At 46.0% G+C, this 16,510-nt stretch carries 18 protein-coding genes; 12 read left to right on the plus strand and 6 right to left on the minus strand.

Annotated elements, in window-relative coordinates; genetic code table 11:
• The first annotated feature begins 151 nt into the window (after nt 1–151).
• The 3 genes from RN22_RS14120 to RN22_RS14130 are packed head-to-tail and all read left to right on the plus strand — an operon-like array spanning nt 152 to nt 1,181.
• A complete protein-coding gene (locus RN22_RS14120) occupies nt 152–580 on the plus strand; it encodes a hotdog fold thioesterase (RefSeq protein WP_046305285.1) in 429 nt (142 codons plus the stop codon).
• A gap of 2 nt (nt 581–582) precedes the next feature.
• Complete coding sequence (locus RN22_RS14125; protein WP_046305287.1) at nt 583–813, plus strand: DUF3389 family protein; 231 nt, start codon at nt 583–585, stop codon at nt 811–813.
• A 14-nt stretch (nt 814–827) separates the two neighbouring features.
• Nucleotides 828–1,181: a hypothetical protein gene (locus RN22_RS14130; RefSeq protein ID WP_046305289.1), complete on the plus strand. Its 354-nt coding sequence runs from the start codon at nt 828–830 to the stop codon at nt 1,179–1,181.
• Between the two features lie 43 nt (nt 1,182–1,224).
• Here the strand turns inward: RN22_RS14130 and RN22_RS14135 are convergent, their stop codons facing one another.
• From RN22_RS14135 to RN22_RS14145, 3 genes are all read right to left on the minus strand, one after another.
• Nucleotides 1,225–2,040 carry a DUF2797 domain-containing protein gene (locus tag RN22_RS14135; RefSeq protein ID WP_046305291.1) on the minus strand — a complete coding sequence of 272 codons (816 nt, stop codon included), beginning with the start codon at nt 2,038–2,040 and terminating at the stop codon, nt 1,225–1,227.
• An 83-nt stretch (nt 2,041–2,123) separates the two neighbouring features.
• Nucleotides 2,124–2,426 carry a hypothetical protein gene (locus tag RN22_RS14140; RefSeq protein ID WP_046305293.1) on the minus strand — a complete coding sequence of 101 codons (303 nt, stop codon included), beginning with the start codon at nt 2,424–2,426 and terminating at the stop codon, nt 2,124–2,126.
• Between the two features lie 125 nt (nt 2,427–2,551).
• Nucleotides 2,552–3,427 (minus strand): endonuclease/exonuclease/phosphatase family protein, encoded by an 876-nt coding sequence (locus RN22_RS14145; RefSeq protein ID WP_231590899.1) that lies wholly within the window; start codon nt 3,425–3,427, stop codon nt 2,552–2,554.
• A gap of 602 nt (nt 3,428–4,029) precedes the next feature.
• On the opposite strand from RN22_RS14145, the gene nrdD reads away from it, so the two are divergent.
• The 4 genes from nrdD to RN22_RS14165 all read left to right on the plus strand — a co-directional run bounded on the left by nrdD (nt 4,030) and on the right by RN22_RS14165 (nt 8,682).
• Nucleotides 4,030–6,150 (plus strand): anaerobic ribonucleoside-triphosphate reductase, encoded by a 2,121-nt coding sequence (gene nrdD / locus RN22_RS14150; RefSeq protein WP_046305297.1) that lies wholly within the window; start codon nt 4,030–4,032, stop codon nt 6,148–6,150.
• A 10-nt stretch (nt 6,151–6,160) separates the two neighbouring features.
• Nucleotides 6,161–6,631: an anaerobic ribonucleoside-triphosphate reductase-activating protein gene (nrdG, locus tag RN22_RS14155; protein WP_046305299.1), complete on the plus strand. Its 471-nt coding sequence runs from the start codon at nt 6,161–6,163 to the stop codon at nt 6,629–6,631.
• Nucleotides 6,632–6,826: 195 nt separating this feature from the next.
• The gene (locus RN22_RS14160; RefSeq protein WP_046305301.1) at nt 6,827–7,357 is read left to right on the plus strand and encodes an ATP-dependent zinc protease; all 531 of its coding nucleotides are present in this window, start codon (nt 6,827–6,829) and stop codon (nt 7,355–7,357) included.
• A 140-nt stretch (nt 7,358–7,497) separates the two neighbouring features.
• Nucleotides 7,498–8,682, plus strand: a complete 1,185-nt coding sequence (locus RN22_RS14165) for an amino acid aminotransferase (RefSeq protein WP_046305303.1) — start codon at nt 7,498–7,500, stop codon at nt 8,680–8,682.
• A gap of 71 nt (nt 8,683–8,753) precedes the next feature.
• Here the strand turns inward: RN22_RS14165 and RN22_RS14170 are convergent, their stop codons facing one another.
• Nucleotides 8,754–9,335: a YceI family protein gene (locus RN22_RS14170; protein WP_046305304.1), complete on the minus strand. Its 582-nt coding sequence runs from the start codon at nt 9,333–9,335 to the stop codon at nt 8,754–8,756.
• A 262-nt stretch (nt 9,336–9,597) separates the two neighbouring features.
• Here RN22_RS14170 and RN22_RS14175 point away from each other — a divergent pair, with 262 nt between their 5' ends.
• Complete coding sequence (locus RN22_RS14175) at nt 9,598–9,960, plus strand: RidA family protein (protein ID WP_046305307.1); 363 nt, start codon at nt 9,598–9,600, stop codon at nt 9,958–9,960.
• Nucleotides 9,961–10,036: 76 nt separating this feature from the next.
• On the opposite strand, the gene RN22_RS14180 is transcribed toward RN22_RS14175, so the two are convergent.
• Nucleotides 10,037–11,959: a methyl-accepting chemotaxis protein gene (locus tag RN22_RS14180; protein ID WP_046305309.1), complete on the minus strand. Its 1,923-nt coding sequence runs from the start codon at nt 11,957–11,959 to the stop codon at nt 10,037–10,039.
• A gap of 191 nt (nt 11,960–12,150) precedes the next feature.
• Here RN22_RS14180 and RN22_RS14185 point away from each other — a divergent pair, with 191 nt between their 5' ends.
• Nucleotides 12,151–12,615, plus strand: a complete 465-nt coding sequence (locus RN22_RS14185; protein WP_046305311.1) for an OsmC family protein — start codon at nt 12,151–12,153, stop codon at nt 12,613–12,615.
• Here RN22_RS14185 and RN22_RS14190 read toward each other — a convergent pair.
• On the minus strand, nt 12,612–13,553 hold the full coding sequence (locus RN22_RS14190) for a Dyp-type peroxidase (RefSeq protein WP_046305313.1): 942 nt from the start codon (nt 13,551–13,553) through the stop codon (nt 12,612–12,614). The two genes, RN22_RS14185 and RN22_RS14190, sit on opposite strands and share 4 nt — an antisense overlap.
• Before the next feature lie 225 nt (nt 13,554–13,778).
• On the opposite strand from RN22_RS14190, the gene RN22_RS14195 reads away from it, so the two are divergent.
• The 3 genes from RN22_RS14195 (at nt 13,779) to RN22_RS14205 (ending at nt 16,373) form a co-directional block, all read left to right on the plus strand.
• Complete coding sequence (locus tag RN22_RS14195) at nt 13,779–14,219, plus strand: hypothetical protein (RefSeq protein WP_046305315.1); 441 nt, start codon at nt 13,779–13,781, stop codon at nt 14,217–14,219.
• A gap of 360 nt (nt 14,220–14,579) precedes the next feature.
• Nucleotides 14,580–14,972, plus strand: a complete 393-nt coding sequence (locus tag RN22_RS25630) for a DUF5958 family protein (RefSeq protein WP_052737545.1) — start codon at nt 14,580–14,582, stop codon at nt 14,970–14,972.
• Nucleotides 14,973–15,116: 144 nt separating this feature from the next.
• Nucleotides 15,117–16,373 carry a hypothetical protein gene (locus RN22_RS14205; RefSeq protein WP_046305318.1) on the plus strand — a complete coding sequence of 419 codons (1,257 nt, stop codon included), beginning with the start codon at nt 15,117–15,119 and terminating at the stop codon, nt 16,371–16,373.
• Nucleotides 16,374–16,510: the final 137 nt, after the last annotated feature.

The raw sequence follows: 16,510 nt of genomic DNA on the forward strand, positions 1-16,510 counted from the left end.
GTTTGGGTATAAATCATCGATAGACCTGATTTAAACAACAAAGACCCTTGGGGAGCTTTAAATGTCACCGATTGCGATAGAAGCCGGTAGCGAAAGGCAGTGACAACAAAGATAATAGCTAAAACCATAAAAATCATTGAAGGGACTTGTTTTGTCTATCTGGAAGAAACCCATTTCACTTGAAGGCTTGAATGCCACTTCGAAAAACACCTTGGTGGAACATCTCGGTATTGTTTACACCGAATTCAGTGATGACAGCCTGACTGGCACGATGCCGGTAGATTCCCGAACGCATCAGCCATTAGGTATGTTGCATGGTGGCGCGTCAGTTGTACTTGCAGAAACCTTAGGTTCGCTGGCAGCCAATATGGCAGTGGAAGAAAACAAGTATTGTGTCGGTCTGGATATTAACGCTAACCATATTCGTGCCATGCGTTCAGGTCACGTCACAGGAACAGCCAAAGCGATTCATATGGGCGCGACCACACAGGTATGGCAGATTGAAATCACTGACGAGCGCGGCCGTTTAGTGTGTACCAGCCGCCTGACTATGGCGGTGCTGCAGCACAAAGGGAAATAGTCATGGTGATTACGATTCCCGGTGGCCGTGTGATTGCCACCATGCATGAAGTGATGGTGAAGTTTCAGGAAAACCAGATGACGCTTCAGGCACAGACTGATGATATCAGCCTGCTGGGCGCGCCCTGTATGCTGATTGCCAATGGCGGCACGGTGAATTGGAGCTTGTCATTAGGTTCAGAAGAAAACCTGAATGCTGTGTCAGAAGCGACAGGGATCGCCATTAAACGCTAGAAAAGGACGGAAAAATGAAAAGACTGATCGCTGCAAGTTTAATGTTCTTTGCGGGAACCGCTTGGGCTGGCAAGGCTGATGTTGTGAACGCGACAGCGACTAAAAGTGGTGAGTCTTACCGTTTTTCTACCACCGTCGAACATGCAGACGAAGGCTGGGATCACTATGCCGATGCCTGGCGAGTTGTCACCGCAGAGGGCGAAGTGCTGGGAACGCGGGTGCTACACCATCCCCATGTCAACGAGCAGCCCTTCACCCGCAGCCTTTCAGGTGTAATGATTCCGGAAGAGATTGCAGAAGTGTTCTTTGAAGCTCATGACAGCGTGCATGGCTGGGGTGGAAAGCAGTTTAAGGTCACACTGAAATAGTTTCGAATAGCTCCCCCTGCCTAATGGAAGGAGGAGCCTTCGATTAATATTCTGCCGTCACTTCGTAGCTGGTGAATTTGCGGATATTAATCACACCGGTATCGAAGATCAGATACTGGCCTTTAATGCCTTTCAGTACGCCGGAAACCACTGGATCTTTATCGAAGTTCAGTGACGTAATCTTGGTTGGGTATTCCGTCACAGGAAAGCTGATGTCGATGATGTCGTTTTGAATCGGTTCAACGGCGTCGAAACCATATTGCAGGCGCAGGCTGTAAATCTTGGCGTCAATTTGCGGCAGTAGTCGGCGCGCCTCTTCATACAAATCCAACTCAACATTGTCACCTTTCAGCATCGCCCGCCAATTGGTTTTATCTGCCAGAAATTCCGCAATCGCGATTTCCACCAAACCAGACAGATGACGGCTTTTTACCCTCAGAATTGGCAGTGCTTGTGTCGCACCTTGATCAACCCAACGGGTCGGGATCTGATTCGCACGGGTAATGCCGACCTTCAAACCTGAAGTATTTGAAAGGTAAACCACATGGTCGGTCATACAGAACTGTTCTGCCCACTCAGGCTCACGACAAGTGCCTTCAGCAAAGTGGCAGGTTTCCGGTTTCAGGATGCACATATCACAACGTGCCAGTCGCTTAGTGCAGGGGAAACAGTGACCCTGGCTGAAACTCTTGTTGGTTTTGTTACCACAAGCATCGCAATAGATATTACCTGTGTACGTCAGTGTAAGAGATTTGCCAATCAGGGAGTTCAGGGAAATGTCGGTGTCACCAACAGGAAGGGAGTAATTCACGCCGTTATCCAGCGTGCTTTTCATTTTGCTCAGAGTGCCAGTAATCATTGTATTTTATTGTTGTCCTTCACGTGCAGAGATTCTACAACGAAAGGACAACCACTAAAACCGCGTTCAAAACGCTTGGATGCTTATTTAGCCTTAACCAAACCGTCGTTCAGGTCGTTATACAAAGACACATCCAATACCAGCATATTGTGGTCAATGTCTTCACTGATTTCATCAATCACAAACAGGTCAGCGTCTTTGTCAGTTAAGTTGGATTCGGCCAGATTAACAATGTTCTGGTTGATGTCGCCATGAATCGTCACTTCTTCTACTTTTTCGTAGTGTCCGTAATCTAGCATGGTGGCGGGAACCAATTCTGGTGCAGCAAAAGAGGGAGAAGAAATCAGCAGGGCAGCAGCAAGCAAAGGTGCTTTGGAAAAAGTCATTTCGGTGTTCCGTTGTTCTCGTTTTAGCGCATTGTAAATGCGGGTATTGCTTGTATTGTCAGTGAGATGTCAGAGCGGCTTTAAAGCGCCGCAAAACGGGGGCATTTGGGGTTTTTATCAGAAAACTACAAGTCGACAATCACAGGACAGTGATCGGAAAGACGATAAGTCGCAACAGCGTGGTAAGAGTATTGATACTGACGCGGCTCTGGCATATTCGACAGTGGCACTGCCCCGGGGCTAGCGACGATATGATCGATGAGTTTGCGGTAAACAACATGCTCCCAACGCTTGGTGCGATAGTTGTATTTTCTCGCTTTGCACTTCGCATCCGTATCGTGAGTCAGTTTCACCAGATTCTCTTCGCCCACTTCCTTAATAAGCTGCTTCCACACCCACTCGTTCTTTTCGTTCATGTAGTGGTTAAAATCTCCGGCAATCACAAACTCCTGCCCGAGTTCGATGCGAGCGTTAATCCAGATCCCAAGGGCTTCGATTTGCTTATCGAGTTTCTTACAACTGTTGTTGCGGCGGACAGGCGTTTCGAAACAGCCTGATTTTAGATGAATGGAAAGAAGATGCAGGGAAGGTTGGTTTTCGCGTACCACTTCGATATATGCACCATAACGCAAATCACCCCTAGATAGGAAAGTGGGTAAACCGAGCGGCTGATAATCCTGATGGTCGATGACCTTGATGCCTTTTTTGACTGCCCAGCCAGTGAACTGTTGGCTGCGGCGACTTTTCTTGAAGTATTTAGAGCGATCGGAAAAGTAGTAATCATACTCGTCAGGGTTTAGCACTTTTGCAAGAGAGTTTTCACTGTCCACTTCCTGAAAAGCAATCAAATCGGCATCAATCACCGAAGAGACAGTTTGCATCATCAAGTAATCTTCAGGCGTTCGTTTACTTTGAATGATGTCATCTTTATCACTCAGCCACTCCATGTTCCAAGTAGCGACAGACAAGGAAGCATACGCACTGGAAACCTGCAACAGCATTACCACGGGCACCACAAAAGCAAGCCAAGAACCTATGGTCCGCTTGAATAAAATATGCTGTCTTGATGGGCTCGCTGAATTCATTAAATGGTTGCTAAGTGGTTACTAAGTATTTGTTCTTAAAATAGGTGAGCTGAGAGTCAGAAAATACAAGGCTTTCAAGCTCATAGTAGTGCATACGGTATCGCACAGTTTTTACAACATAAAGAATTTGGGGAGTCTGTAGCAAAATTTGACAGGCTTTTTTCATTTCTTGAAGTTTGTCCACACTAATCGACTAGATAGAAATCGCATCCCCCTAGGCCATGATCTAAATCAAAGTATCCCGTTCAGCTCGACGGTCTAATACACCACATATTGTAGTCTTAGCTATGAATTCACCCATATTTGGTATTTCTTGACGCCATTCACATTTGCGTGTAGGTCGATTGGATCTTGCTGGATCCTTGTTCGATTTCGATCAACTAACGCGAAATGGCGCGCTTTTTCATGGATATGGCTGACTACTTTCCCAGACGTGACGACTACTTACTAGCCAAAGTGGTCAACCTGATTTTCTTTCCCTTGCAGTAAAAGAGGGCCGATTTGTTGAGGAGCTATTTGTGAAACCTGTTGTCATCAAACGCGATGGAGGCCGCGTACCTTTCGAGCGCCAACGTATTCAGGATGCGGTACTGAGCGCGGCGTTTGCAGTAGAAGACATGGATCAAGCCTATGCAGCAGCAGTAGCAGATGGCGTGCTCGCGCAGTTTATGCGCAGTGATGAAGTGGATATCAATCAAATTCAGGATGCCGTAGAAAACCACCTGATGGCCGGGCCATTCAAGGCGGTTGCGCGTGCATACATTGAGTATCGACATGATCGTGACAGCATTCGTGAGAAGAAAAGCCGTCTGAACCATGAAATTCGTGGTCTGGTTGAGCAAACCAACTCCGATATCCTCAACGAGAACGCCAACAAAGACAGCAAGGTGATCCCAACTCAACGCGACTTGTTGGCGGGCATCGTTGCGAAACACTACGCGAAGCAGTACATGCTGCCGAAAGCGGTGGTTCGCGCGCACGAACAAGGCGACATTCATTACCACGATCTGGATTACGCACCATTCTTCCCGATGTTCAACTGTATGCTCGTTGACCTTGAGAACATGCTTACGCATGGCTTCAAGATGGGTAATGCGGAAATTGACACGCCGAAATCCATCCAGACCGCGACAGCAGTAACGGCACAAATCATCGCGCAGGTTGCCAGCCACATATATGGCGGTACCACGATTAACCGTATTGATGAAACCTTGGCGCCGTACGTTGAAATCAGCTACGAAAAACACCTGATGGTGGCGCGCGAGTGGGATATTCCTGACGCAGAAAGTTATGCCCGCGCGCGTACCGAGAAAGAATGTTACGACGCTTTCCAATCGCTGGAATATGAAGTGAACACTCTGCATACCGCGAATGGTCAAACGCCGTTTGTTACCTTCGGTTTTGGTTTGGGTGAATCTTGGGCAGCGCGTCTTATTCAGCAATCTATTTTGCGTAACCGTATTGCTGGTCTGGGCAAGAACCGTAAAACCGCTGTTTTCCCGAAACTGGTGTTTAGCCTGAAATCTGGCTTGAACCTAAAAGACGGTGAGCCAAACTACGACATTAAAAAGCTGGCGCTGGAATGTGCGTCAAAACGCATGTATCCGGACATCCTGAACTTCGACAAAGTGGTTGAAGTGACAGGCTCATTTAAAACCCCAATGGGTTGCCGAAGCTTCTTGTCTGCATATGAAGAAAACGGTGAACTGATCCACGAAGGCCGTAACAACATTGGCGTTGTATCGATTAACCTGCCGCGTATTGCGATTCGTGCCAATGGTTGTGAAGAAACCTTCTACAAACTGTTGGATGAAGTCTTAGCCGTTGCCCGTGAAGGTCTGGACACTCGTATTGCCCGTCTTCAAGGCGTGAAAGCCCGCGTTGCTCCAATCCTATACATGGAAGGTGCTTGTGGTGTTCGCTTGAACCCTGATGACGACGTTAGCGAAATCTTCAAGAATGGCCGTGCCTCAATTTCCCTTGGTTATATCGGCATTCACGAAACCATGAATGCGTTGTATGGCGTGGAAGAGCACGTTTACGATTCAGAAGCACTGCGCGAAAAAGCTCTGAACATTGTAAAATACCTGAAAGCGGCAACAGACAGCTGGAAGGAAGAAACCGGTTATGGCTTTAGCCTGTACAGCACACCAAGTGAAAACCTGTGTAGCCGTTTCTGTAAGATCGACACTAAAGAGTTTGGGTTGGTGAACGGCGTTACCGACAAAGGTTATTACACCAACAGCTTCCACTTGGATGTTGAAAAGAAAGTCAACCCGTACGACAAAATTGATTTCGAGATGGCGTACCCAGCTATCGCGAATGGCGGCTTCATTTGCTACGGTGAATATCCAAACATTCAGCACAACGTTGAAGCGCTGGAAAACGTATGGGACTACAGCTACGAGCGCGTTCCATACTACGGCACGAACACACCCATTGATGAGTGTTACGAATGTGGCTTCACTGGTGAATTTGATTGCTCGAGCAAAGGCTTTGTTTGCCCAAGCTGTGGCAATCATGACTCAACGAAAGTGTCAGTGACCCGCCGCGTTTGTGGCTACCTGGGCAGCCCGGATGCGCGCCCATTCAACGACGGCAAGCAGGAAGAAGTTAAACGTCGCGTTAAGCACATGTAAGCGAACGAGAATGAACTTCCACCAGTATTATCCGGTCGATGTGGTTAACGGAGAAGGCACACGTTGCACCTTGTTTGTGTCAGGGTGCGAACACCAATGCCGAGGCTGCTATAACCAAAGTACCTGGTCACCATCGTCTGGCGAGCTTTTCGATCAGGCGATGGAAGATCGCATCATTGCGGATTTGAATGACACTCGCATCAAGCGTCGTGGATTGTCGATCAGCGGTGGTGACCCACTGCTTCCTGCTAATCTGCAGAGCGTTCTTAGGCTGGTTCAACGCGTGAGAAACGAATGCGAAGGCAAAGACATTTGGATGTGGACGGGATATACACTAGCGAACCTCTCCGACGCACAGCGTGAAGTGGTGAACTATGTGGATGTGCTGGTGGACGGTAAATTCGAGAAAGCATTAGCAGATCCTTCGCTACCTTGGCGAGGCAGTTCGAATCAGGTTGTGCACCGTTTGACACCACGTTAACAAAGGTACGGTTGCAAACTGCTAATCTCATTTCCAACGCCGCTTCAATGCGGCGTTGTTATACTCAACATCTAGTTTGGTCAGGCAAAGTTCAGAAACATCATGTATTCTGGCTTCATCACCATCAACAAAGAAACTTTCAACAATCCGCACTGTCCACCTCTATGAATTTGCTTTAACTACAAGGACATCGCAATGAAACATCGTATTGCTGCCTTCTTAATCTTCCTCGTTATGGGTTCTATCTCAGTCGCTTTTGCGGCCAGTTCACCAGACGGCTACGAACACCTGCCAGACGGAAAACTGGTGATGGGTGAGAAAGAGTGGGTCAGAGTTGACGAGATCAACGTTGTCGCTAAAGCCCGTGTGGATACAGGGGCAACAACTTCCTCTATCAGTGCTATTGATATCGAAGAATTTGAGCGAGATGGAGAAGAGTGGGTACGTTTCCGGTTGGCGCATGACGACAAGCAAACCGACTTGATGGAATTGCCTGTCATCAGAACCGTACGCATTATACAGTCGAGCGCCGAAGGGTATGATCGCCGTTACGTGGTCGAAATGCCAATCACCATTGGGGATGTCACTGAAACCACAGAATTTACGCTGCGTGACAGACACCACCTGAATTTCCCTGTGCTATTGGGAAGGACATATTTAAAAGATGTCGCGGTCGTTGATGTCAGTCGAAAATATGTGCAGCCAAAGCCGGAAATTCTCGAGTAGTAAATCACACTTGACGAATTTACAGTCAAAAGCGCAATCCATTGATATTGGGTTGCGCTTTTTTAGTTGCGCGGCGCTGAGCTTTTAGTAATGTAGCTTCATTAGCAAACAGCACGGCCGTTAAATAAGGAAGTTATCGAATGTTAGATCTGCTATCTCCGGCGCTACAAGACCCAATTTTGTCTCTCTCCGTCGCTTTCCGCGAAGACAACCGCGCCGAAAAAATGGACCTTGGTATTGGCGTTTACAAAGACAGCCAGGGCAACACCCCCATCATGAAGGCGGTGAAAGCAGCACAGCAACAACTGGCCGAATCTCAAACCACCAAAAGCTATGTCGGTCTGGCAGGCAGTGAAGCCTACAACCAGGCGATGACAGATCTTCTTCTCAAAGGAACAGACGGCTATTCACGCAGTGCAGCAGTGCAAACACCGGGTGCAAGCGGTGCACTGCGTATGCTGGCAGATTTAATGTATCTGGCAAAACCTATTACTACGGTATGGATCAGCAACCCGAGCTATGTGAACCACAAACCCGTGATGGAAGCAGCTGGCCTGACCGTGAAGTTTTATCCTTACTTCAACGCCGAGACCAAGCAGGTTGATGCCGATGCCATGATTGATGCTCTGTCAAAAGCGGGTCCTGATGATGTGGTGCTTCTGCACGGTTGTTGTCATAACCCGACGGGGGCAGACATTCGCTCTGAGCACTGGCAGGCGATCAATGAGCTGGCTCAGAAGAATGGCTTTACGCCGTTTGTTGATATTGCTTACCAAGGTTTCGGTGATGGTTTAGAAGAAGACGCAAACGGCCTGCGCCTGCTGGCGGATTCAGTAGAAGAAATGCTGATCGCGACGTCTTGCTCGAAAAACTTTGGTTTGTATCGTGAACGCACAGGTGCCGCGATTGTTATCGGTAAAAACGCACAAGAAGCAGGTAATGCAAAAGGGCGTATTCTCCAACTGGCGCGTTCAACGTACACCATGCCGCCTGATCACGGTGCCGCGATTGTAGAAACCATTCTCACCAGCAATGAACTGACCCAGCAATGGAAAGACGAGCTGGATGCGATGCGCGGAAGAATCATTACACTGCGTGAAGGTTTGAGTGCTGCGTTGGCGAAGCGCACAGGTGATGAGCGTTTTGATTTCATCAAAGAACACAAAGGCATGTTCTCCATGTTGGGCTTAAGCCAAGACCAAGTGGCACAACTGCGTTCAGACTTCGGTATCTACGCTGTCGGTGACAGCCGCATCAACGTGGCAGGCTTGACGGAATCACGCATTGACTATCTGGCTGACGCACTTATCGCTGTCGCGAAATAACTCGGTCGGACTAAATAATAAGGCCAGCATCTGCTGGCTTTAATTTTATGCGTTCAATAAACAGAAAGTTTTTATTTTTCTTTAAACACTAAACTAACATTGACTGGCACTGTGCTGGAAATATCAATGTTCCCAACTGTTTCAGAAACCGCTTTTAAATTGGCTTCTGGAATACCAAAAGTTGCAGCACTAATAACGACAGGTTTATAAGTGAAAGCGAATATATTGTCATCATCTTTAATCACATTCATATCCAACGTAACCTCTTTGGTATTACCAAATAAAGTCACTGTCGCGGGAATCGATTGCTGAAGCAGCGCACCTGACTTGTCTAGGTCCTGCATAGAAACTTGACCCTCTACCTTCAGCATCGGAAACTTCTTAGAATCAAAGAAAAGATCATTAAGACGTTGATTGCGAATAGGAACTCCGGTGGATATTGTCGAAAGTGGAGCGGTAACGCTGAACTTACCGGAGGCGTCGACACTGCCTTCAATGCCGCTGATAGTGGCTGGTTCAACGATGTAGGATTTCTTGATGGTGGCAAAGCTAATCGAAGAGGCTTCACTATCAACAGAGTAATTATCAGAAGCAAAGGCGAGAGAAGAAGACAAGGTTAAAGCCAACAGCGTTGCCGACGAAATACATTTCATTGTTTATTTCCTTCTTATTGATTGTGTGTTGATATCCTTATCGACTATAGACACTTTGTACATCGCTTTATTTCGATGTGAATTTTCTGAATTTCCGATTGCGCCTTATTTGTTTCAAGTGATGCATAATTAAAACAAGGTGTGATTAAATTATTTATACCCAAACAACTTTTTGATTGCTGATAATTCAACCTAACCTAGATGACGCGTAACGTCATCAAATGTTAGTATGTGTCGTCAAACATAATCTGGTAGTAACCCAATGAAAATACATCGAATTAACCCTACAAAACGTTGGTCAGATGTGACCGTATTCAATGGCATTGCAAACTTTGTAGAAGTGCCGGAAAGCGACCTGAGTGCAGACATCAAAGGCCAGACACAACAAATCTTCGCACAGGCAGAAGAAATGCTGGCAACCGTCGGCGCAGACAAAACCCGCATCCTGTCTGTTACCATCTACATCACCAATTTCGCCAACCTGGAAGCGCTGAATGAAGTGTGGGATAACTGGTTTGAAGAAGGCACGGCACCAAGCCGCGCATGTGTGAAAGCAGAGCTGGCAGACCCGGATTATCTGGTTGAGATGGCATTTGTTGCCGCGGCTGGCGAAGAGTTTCAGTAAGCTAGCATTTTCCAAATGAAAAACGCCCTGCAAACAGCAGGGCGTTTTTCGTCTGGCTCTCATCATATATTGCTTGCTAAACGCGATAGCTAGACAGTTGTTCGTTCATTTGAGTGGAGAGGATTCGCAGGTATTCACTGGCTTTTTGGGTTTCATCAATATACTGCGCATTTTCCTTACTAATTGAGCCAATTTGGTCAATGTTTTGGTGAATGTCACCTGCGACCACATGCTGTTCGCCAGCAACATTGTTGATGGAGACGTTGGCTTTAGTCAGCATTTTGACTGCCGTTACGATGTGTTCAAGCACTTCACCGGCAGATTTGGCTTCCTCAACATTCGAGACAGAAATCTCGCGGTTCTTTTCCATCAACGCAAGCATCTCATTGGTACCGCTTTGGAGCCGTTCGATCATCACCCGGATCTCTCCGGTTGAATCCTGAGTTCTGCTGGCAAGTGACCTCACTTCATCGGCGACTACGGCGAATCCTCGGCCTTGTTCACCGGCTCGAGCTGCTTCAATAGCGGCATTCAGCGCCAGCAAGTTTGTCTGTTCAGCAATTTGAAGAATCACGTCGAGAATACCGCTGATGTCTCCAGTGGCACTGGCTAACTCATTAACGACATTGGCTGACTTGGCCATGGATTCATCCTGACTTTCCAAGCTAACGATGACATTCTGAACCACGGAGTTACCGCGCACGACCTCCTGATCTACTTTAGTAATGGCATCGGAGGAAGCGCTTGCACTTTCTGTTACTGACTGTGCAGACTCGTTTAATTGTTGAATGGCATACTGGGCGCGTTCTACTTCCTGACTTTGTTTACCCATCGCCGCTGAAGAATGATCGGCGATTCCAGCCAAAACCTCGGATTCCGCAGAGAGTTTGCTGGATGATTCCATGACTTCTTTGATCGTGGCCTGTATTCGCTCTAGCACTTTATCAAAGTGTCTGGCCATGATGCCGAACTCATCTGAAGCATCAGAATTAAACCGCTTAGTTAAGTCACCTTTACCTTCCGCTATATCTTTAATAGCAGCGATAAAAGCATTTAGGGGTTTGGCCACAACCTGTTTCATCACGAAAAAGTTAATCAGCATAAAAGCAATCACAAAACAGACGACCACCGCGAACGCTTTAAGTGCCGACTGGAAGATCAATGCAGACACATCTTTGTTAGGGTAAGCGATGACAATTTCATAGTCCCATTTGTCATAAGGGAATCGTGCCACTGACCAAGCATCGGGATTGATGTTTAACGCCGACTCAACCACCGCCGTATCAACAGAGTGTGAATGCATTCTGACGCGTTTCTGGTTGTCCAATAACGCAACAAAACCATTATTTAGAACGGTCGACTTACCAATGGCAGAGGCCAATTGTTTAAGATCTGCTGAATAACCCACATACCAAATACCGATAACAGAATTTTGTTTATCAAAAATGGGTTCATAAGCGGTCAGGTAAGGGTCACCAAGGATATCAATTTTGCCGTAATAAGCTTCACCTGCCTGAATTTTCTGATCAACGGCGCCTCCTGGGTGCAAAATGGTGCCAGTAGCGCGTTTACCGTTCTTTTTTACATTGGTGGCAATACGCACAAATTCTGAACCATCTTTAGCAAAAACGGTTGCAGTTCCCCCCATGGTGCTGGTTATCCTGTCGACAAGCTCATAGTTGTTGGCTTGTGGATTGTCACCTAGGTAAAGGTTCAAAGAGTCTCTTTCGCTGACCATAACGCGTTCTCTTAGGTTCGGATTACCCAGCTCCTGACCCTCTTTTTTGAGCAATGCCATGCTTGATGCCACGCGCTCCATAATCAGACTGTGTGTTGTGTCCATTAAGCCAAGCAAGTCATGGCTAAGGTTTTCTTTCTGGATATAGACACTTTCTTTAATGTGATTAGTTTCGTTGATATTGGTTAGCACAAAAGCAATCGCGCTGGCGATAATCCCCAGACTAGCTATGGCAGCGAAGAACTTTCTTTGAAGAGACATTCTCTTTACTCCTTGTGGACCCACTTACAACAAACAAAAGGGAGGTTAGTTAACTAGTTACATATAAAGGTGGCTAAATGTTTCAAAATGTTTCAAAATGTTTCGTCCATGAGTGAATTCTAGATTCGGGTGTCAAGAAATTTAGCGGATACCGGACAAATATCGGTAAAATGTATTAAGGATGAGAATAAATGGGGTCAAAACACACAGTTTTAATCAATTGGTGGCATAGGGATGCAGAATGCGAGCATGAAAATACAACTCGTTTTATTCATGAATGGACATTTGATGGAGGGATAAAAGTCGATGCATCACCTTCTCCTTTTGTTATGCCGGAAAAGGCAAAAGAAGAAGCCATCGATCCGGAAGAAGCGTTTATCGCTGCCATTGCCAGTTGCCATATGATGACCTTTCTGACAGTGGCAGAGAAGCAGCGTTTAAGCGTTGAAAGCTATGCCGATGAGGCCATCGGCACGCTAGGAAAGCTGGAAAACGGAAGAACGGCAGTCACTGACGTGGTGCTGAAACCCAAGATTGTTTTCAGCGGAGAGAATCAACCCACACCTGAGCTGCTAGCTAAAATGCACAAACTGGCACACAAGCACTGCTTCATAGCTAACTCAGTCACCACCAATATCACAGTGGAAAGTGACTAATCATCAAATCGCGCGTCGAGAAAACGCTGCGAAGGCACAAAGTAGTTCGTCCCTGTCTTCGCCTCAACAAAATCCAGCAGCTTGTCATAATCTCCGTTTTCGTCTGCGGTGATCATCTGCTTCAATGACGTTTCTACAACAGACGCCGAGGCTGCAAATCCGACAAACATGGTGCCGTGCTCAATAGCATTTCCGTAGGGACGGTTCTGGCGGTACATTTTGATTTCCTCGCCGTCCACTTCCACCTTACTTTTCTCATTGTGCGCCCATGCGGGCTTTTCATCATCACTCAGTTCAATGTCATCCATCTTAGTGCGGCCAACGACTTTTTCTTGCTGTTCAGTTGGTAGAGCATCCCAGTCCTGATGACGGTCGACATAACGCTGAACCGTGAGATAACTGCCGCCCATCTCGTTATCACTGCCTTCCTGTACCAAAACTGCTTCCGCGCGTTCTTCATCTAGAGGGTTTTCCGTGCCGTCGACAAAATCAATCATGTCTCGGTTATCCAGATACTTAAAACCCTGAATATCTTCAACGAGATCCGCAACATCCGCTAGAGCACGCGCGGCGTATTTGGCGACCTGAAAGTTGAGGTCTTTGCGTTCTGATTTCACCATCAAAAAGATATCACCTGATGTGGAAGGGAAAATGCGGGGACCATCCGCCAGCGCTGGAAAGTCATGGAGCTCAGAAGGGGTTGGCACATCAGGAAACAGAATCGGCCAACTGTTGGCAGAAAACCCCATGGTGACCGACAAACCGGCAGAGGTATCTTTCTGTCGAATGGATTTTTCAATGCCCGGTAGCTGGGAAAGCGCCTCGTTGATCTGGTCAATATTGAGCCACTGATCTTTCAGCGCGAAAGTCAGAAATTCAGCATGGGTAGTAGGATTAGACAATACACCTGGCTGCGCCAGAGACACGAGCTCGTTCATAGATCTTCCTGTTGGTAGAAGTGAGAAATCCCAGTGAGAATAGAACAGGTGAGAAGATCGAGGTGGGGTAGGAATGAGACGCAAGGTAAGAACAGACACAATCCCACAACAAGCTTGTTGATGTCCCGTTTTGCATACATAAAAGATTCATATCATTAGACTTCTTGGGCAAGCGCAACTAGGATAAATTTTCTTTAATTTAATTCAGTTGCATATAGGGGAAACATGCTCTGGCATAAGGTTCAAAACCAGCTCAAACTCCACGATATCAGCCTCGTCGTCGGCCCCAACCGATCAGACAAAACCAAGTTTCTGGTAGAGCAATATGGCGATACGCCATTCACCATTGATGTTTCCAAAGCCAAGCTCGCCTATTGCGGCGGCGATACCACGATCACTGATGAAGAATGGCAACAAATCATTGAGCGTGATTGTCCATTTATTACCGTCGATGATGCCCATCTGCTTAAAATGCCTGACCTGCTCAAGTTGATTGAAATCTCGGTAGAAACCAAAAAACGCCTTTATATGTCATGCAACGAAACCATTGTTTCTGACCTGCCTGCACTGCTGACTCATGCCAGAACGCATCATCTGTCAGTGGTTAAACTGGAAAGGCTAACCGCGAATGATGTATGTGCATGGGTGTTGGGAGAGTTCGGGTAGGTTCTTTTTTCTTCCTCTTTCTAAGGGGAAGATTAGGGGATATTTGGTTGGTTCTGTCCCTTCCGAGACTGAATCCCTTCTTGCCGAGTCATTACTAAGTCTGTCTTTACGATACTTTATATATTCTGAACCTTACTTTTCCACTGTTGAAACACACAGTAGATACAAAGGTGTCGCATAATACCCAAGTAGTCCCATTTTGGCGTATTTTCACAAGGTCGTTCTTGGCTTTGTAAGAAAAAACTTTAAAAACAAAAAGGAAGCTAATTTAAAAGTACAGCAGCTTGTTATTAGTGGACAAAATGGGGCGTTTAAATACACCACTTTGGTGTCCAATACACTGTTATACCTCAGGATTATATGAGTGAGATTGAGCTGAAAATAAATGAAATTGCCCAAGGTTTTCTTACGAGAGAGCAGGGGGAAATGTGGTTCAACAATCTTAAAAATCAGGAAAAGTCAGACGCTCTGAGTTCCTTATCTAAGTTTATAACTCAGTCACACCCGACAAATGAAGAAGTAAGCAAGGCAATTGTTATGTCTGGGCTAAACCCAAACTTCACACCATGCGTGTTAATAAGAAAGTTTGATCTCAGTGATGCTTTGCACAAGATAAATCTGTTGCCAGATATTGAGATTGATAAATCTTGGTGTTTGCTTATGTCGCTATTCACTATAAGTGACTCTCGCCGAAGAAGGCTGTCATGTGGGAAAGGGTGTAGGCACTGGTGGCACAACCTAAAATCGGTATAACAAGGCAATCAACGAGGGACGCTTTGTCACTGCGGCAGCTTTTCAAAGTGTTGTGAATACAAGGGATTAAAGCATTTTGGGTGGTTTGATAAGCGCCCCTTATTGCGACTTTATACCTTATTTGTCACTCAGTGAGGACCATACATGGATATTGATGTTCTATTACAGGGATTATCTGAGGCAGCCAAGAGCCCTTTGGCATTTGTGGCCTATTGTATAGTCATACTTGGTTGGGCTTCTATTGCGTGGAAGGAATCAAGATTCAAGACGATTGCTAAAAACCTAGAACTGATACCTGAAGCTCAAAGACTTGAGGCGATGAAGCTCGAATATGGTCTTGAGCCAAAAGAGGGACTAAGTGCAGAGTCTTACCTTAATCTAAAGAAAAAGAACTATTTATTCTTAGCCTTCGGGATAACGGTAATTGCAGCATTGCTGATATCGACATTAGCAATTTACCGATCAATTCAAATTGATAAAGCAAATGTTGCCCAACAGACAATGAATATTGCTTATGAAACTTTCATCAGAGGTACAACCACTGCTGACGACAATCGTTTCAAAATTTCTATAGGAAAGCTAGAAGAAGCATTAGCTGTAAACCCTTCATATTCAGGTTACGTAAATCTAGCAGATATATACGACGAAGTGGGAAATGTAGATGCTGCCCTATGGGCGAGCACAAAGGCAGCAGATTTAGATCCAAGTAACCCTAGCCCTGAGCTATACATCGGGATGTTTTTGAAGGATAAAGGGGAGCTTGAAGAAGCGCTAGAACACTCCAAGAAAGCTTTAGAGCTATTCAATGCTATGGATATCGAAGATGATGAGTTCATGGTTACGATACTGGTAAACATTGGGAACATTTATTACGAGATGGCAGATTCTTCAATTGGTGATGAGAGAAATGAATTTGCGCAGTTAGCCAATGAACAATATTACCAGCCAGCTTTGGAGCTGCGAGGAAGTATTAAAAATAAAAGATTTCTCGCCAATTTGCTTGGAAATGCAGCGAACAATCATCGCCTGTTAGAGCAGTTCGTTCTTGCTGAAGGTTTAATGTTCCAGTCAATAGCGATTAAAGAAAAACTGGCAAAACAATCTCCTCTATGGAGTAGCTTGGGGGTTGGCTACTTCAACCTGGGCGATGTTTATCTAAAACAAAAGAAACTTGCTGAAGCAAAAAAGTATTTTGATCTAAGCGAAGATATTTTTACGGCGTCAGATCACCAAATCGGATTGGGTAGTGTGCATCTTGCCAGAGGGGATGTTGCACTAATCAACAATAACCTCCAGTTAGCTAAACAGGAATGGCAGGCTGCTCGTCAAATATTTAGCTCAAATGGGCTTGATCTATATACGAATAAAGCTACTGAAAAGCTGGCTAGCTTAGATGACTAAACGAAACATAGCTTCAAGTTTGAAGAGCGACACTTAGCCTGCTCTGTGTTCACTGCATTTCTCCGCTGTTCTAAAGTGTGAAAGAACCAAAAGCCAAACAGCCAAAACAAAAAGCCCCGCATTCGCAGGGCTTTTCA

The organism is Grimontia sp. AD028, from assembly GCF_000973155.1.
GTDB lineage: Bacteria > Pseudomonadota > Gammaproteobacteria > Enterobacterales > Vibrionaceae > Enterovibrio > Enterovibrio indicus.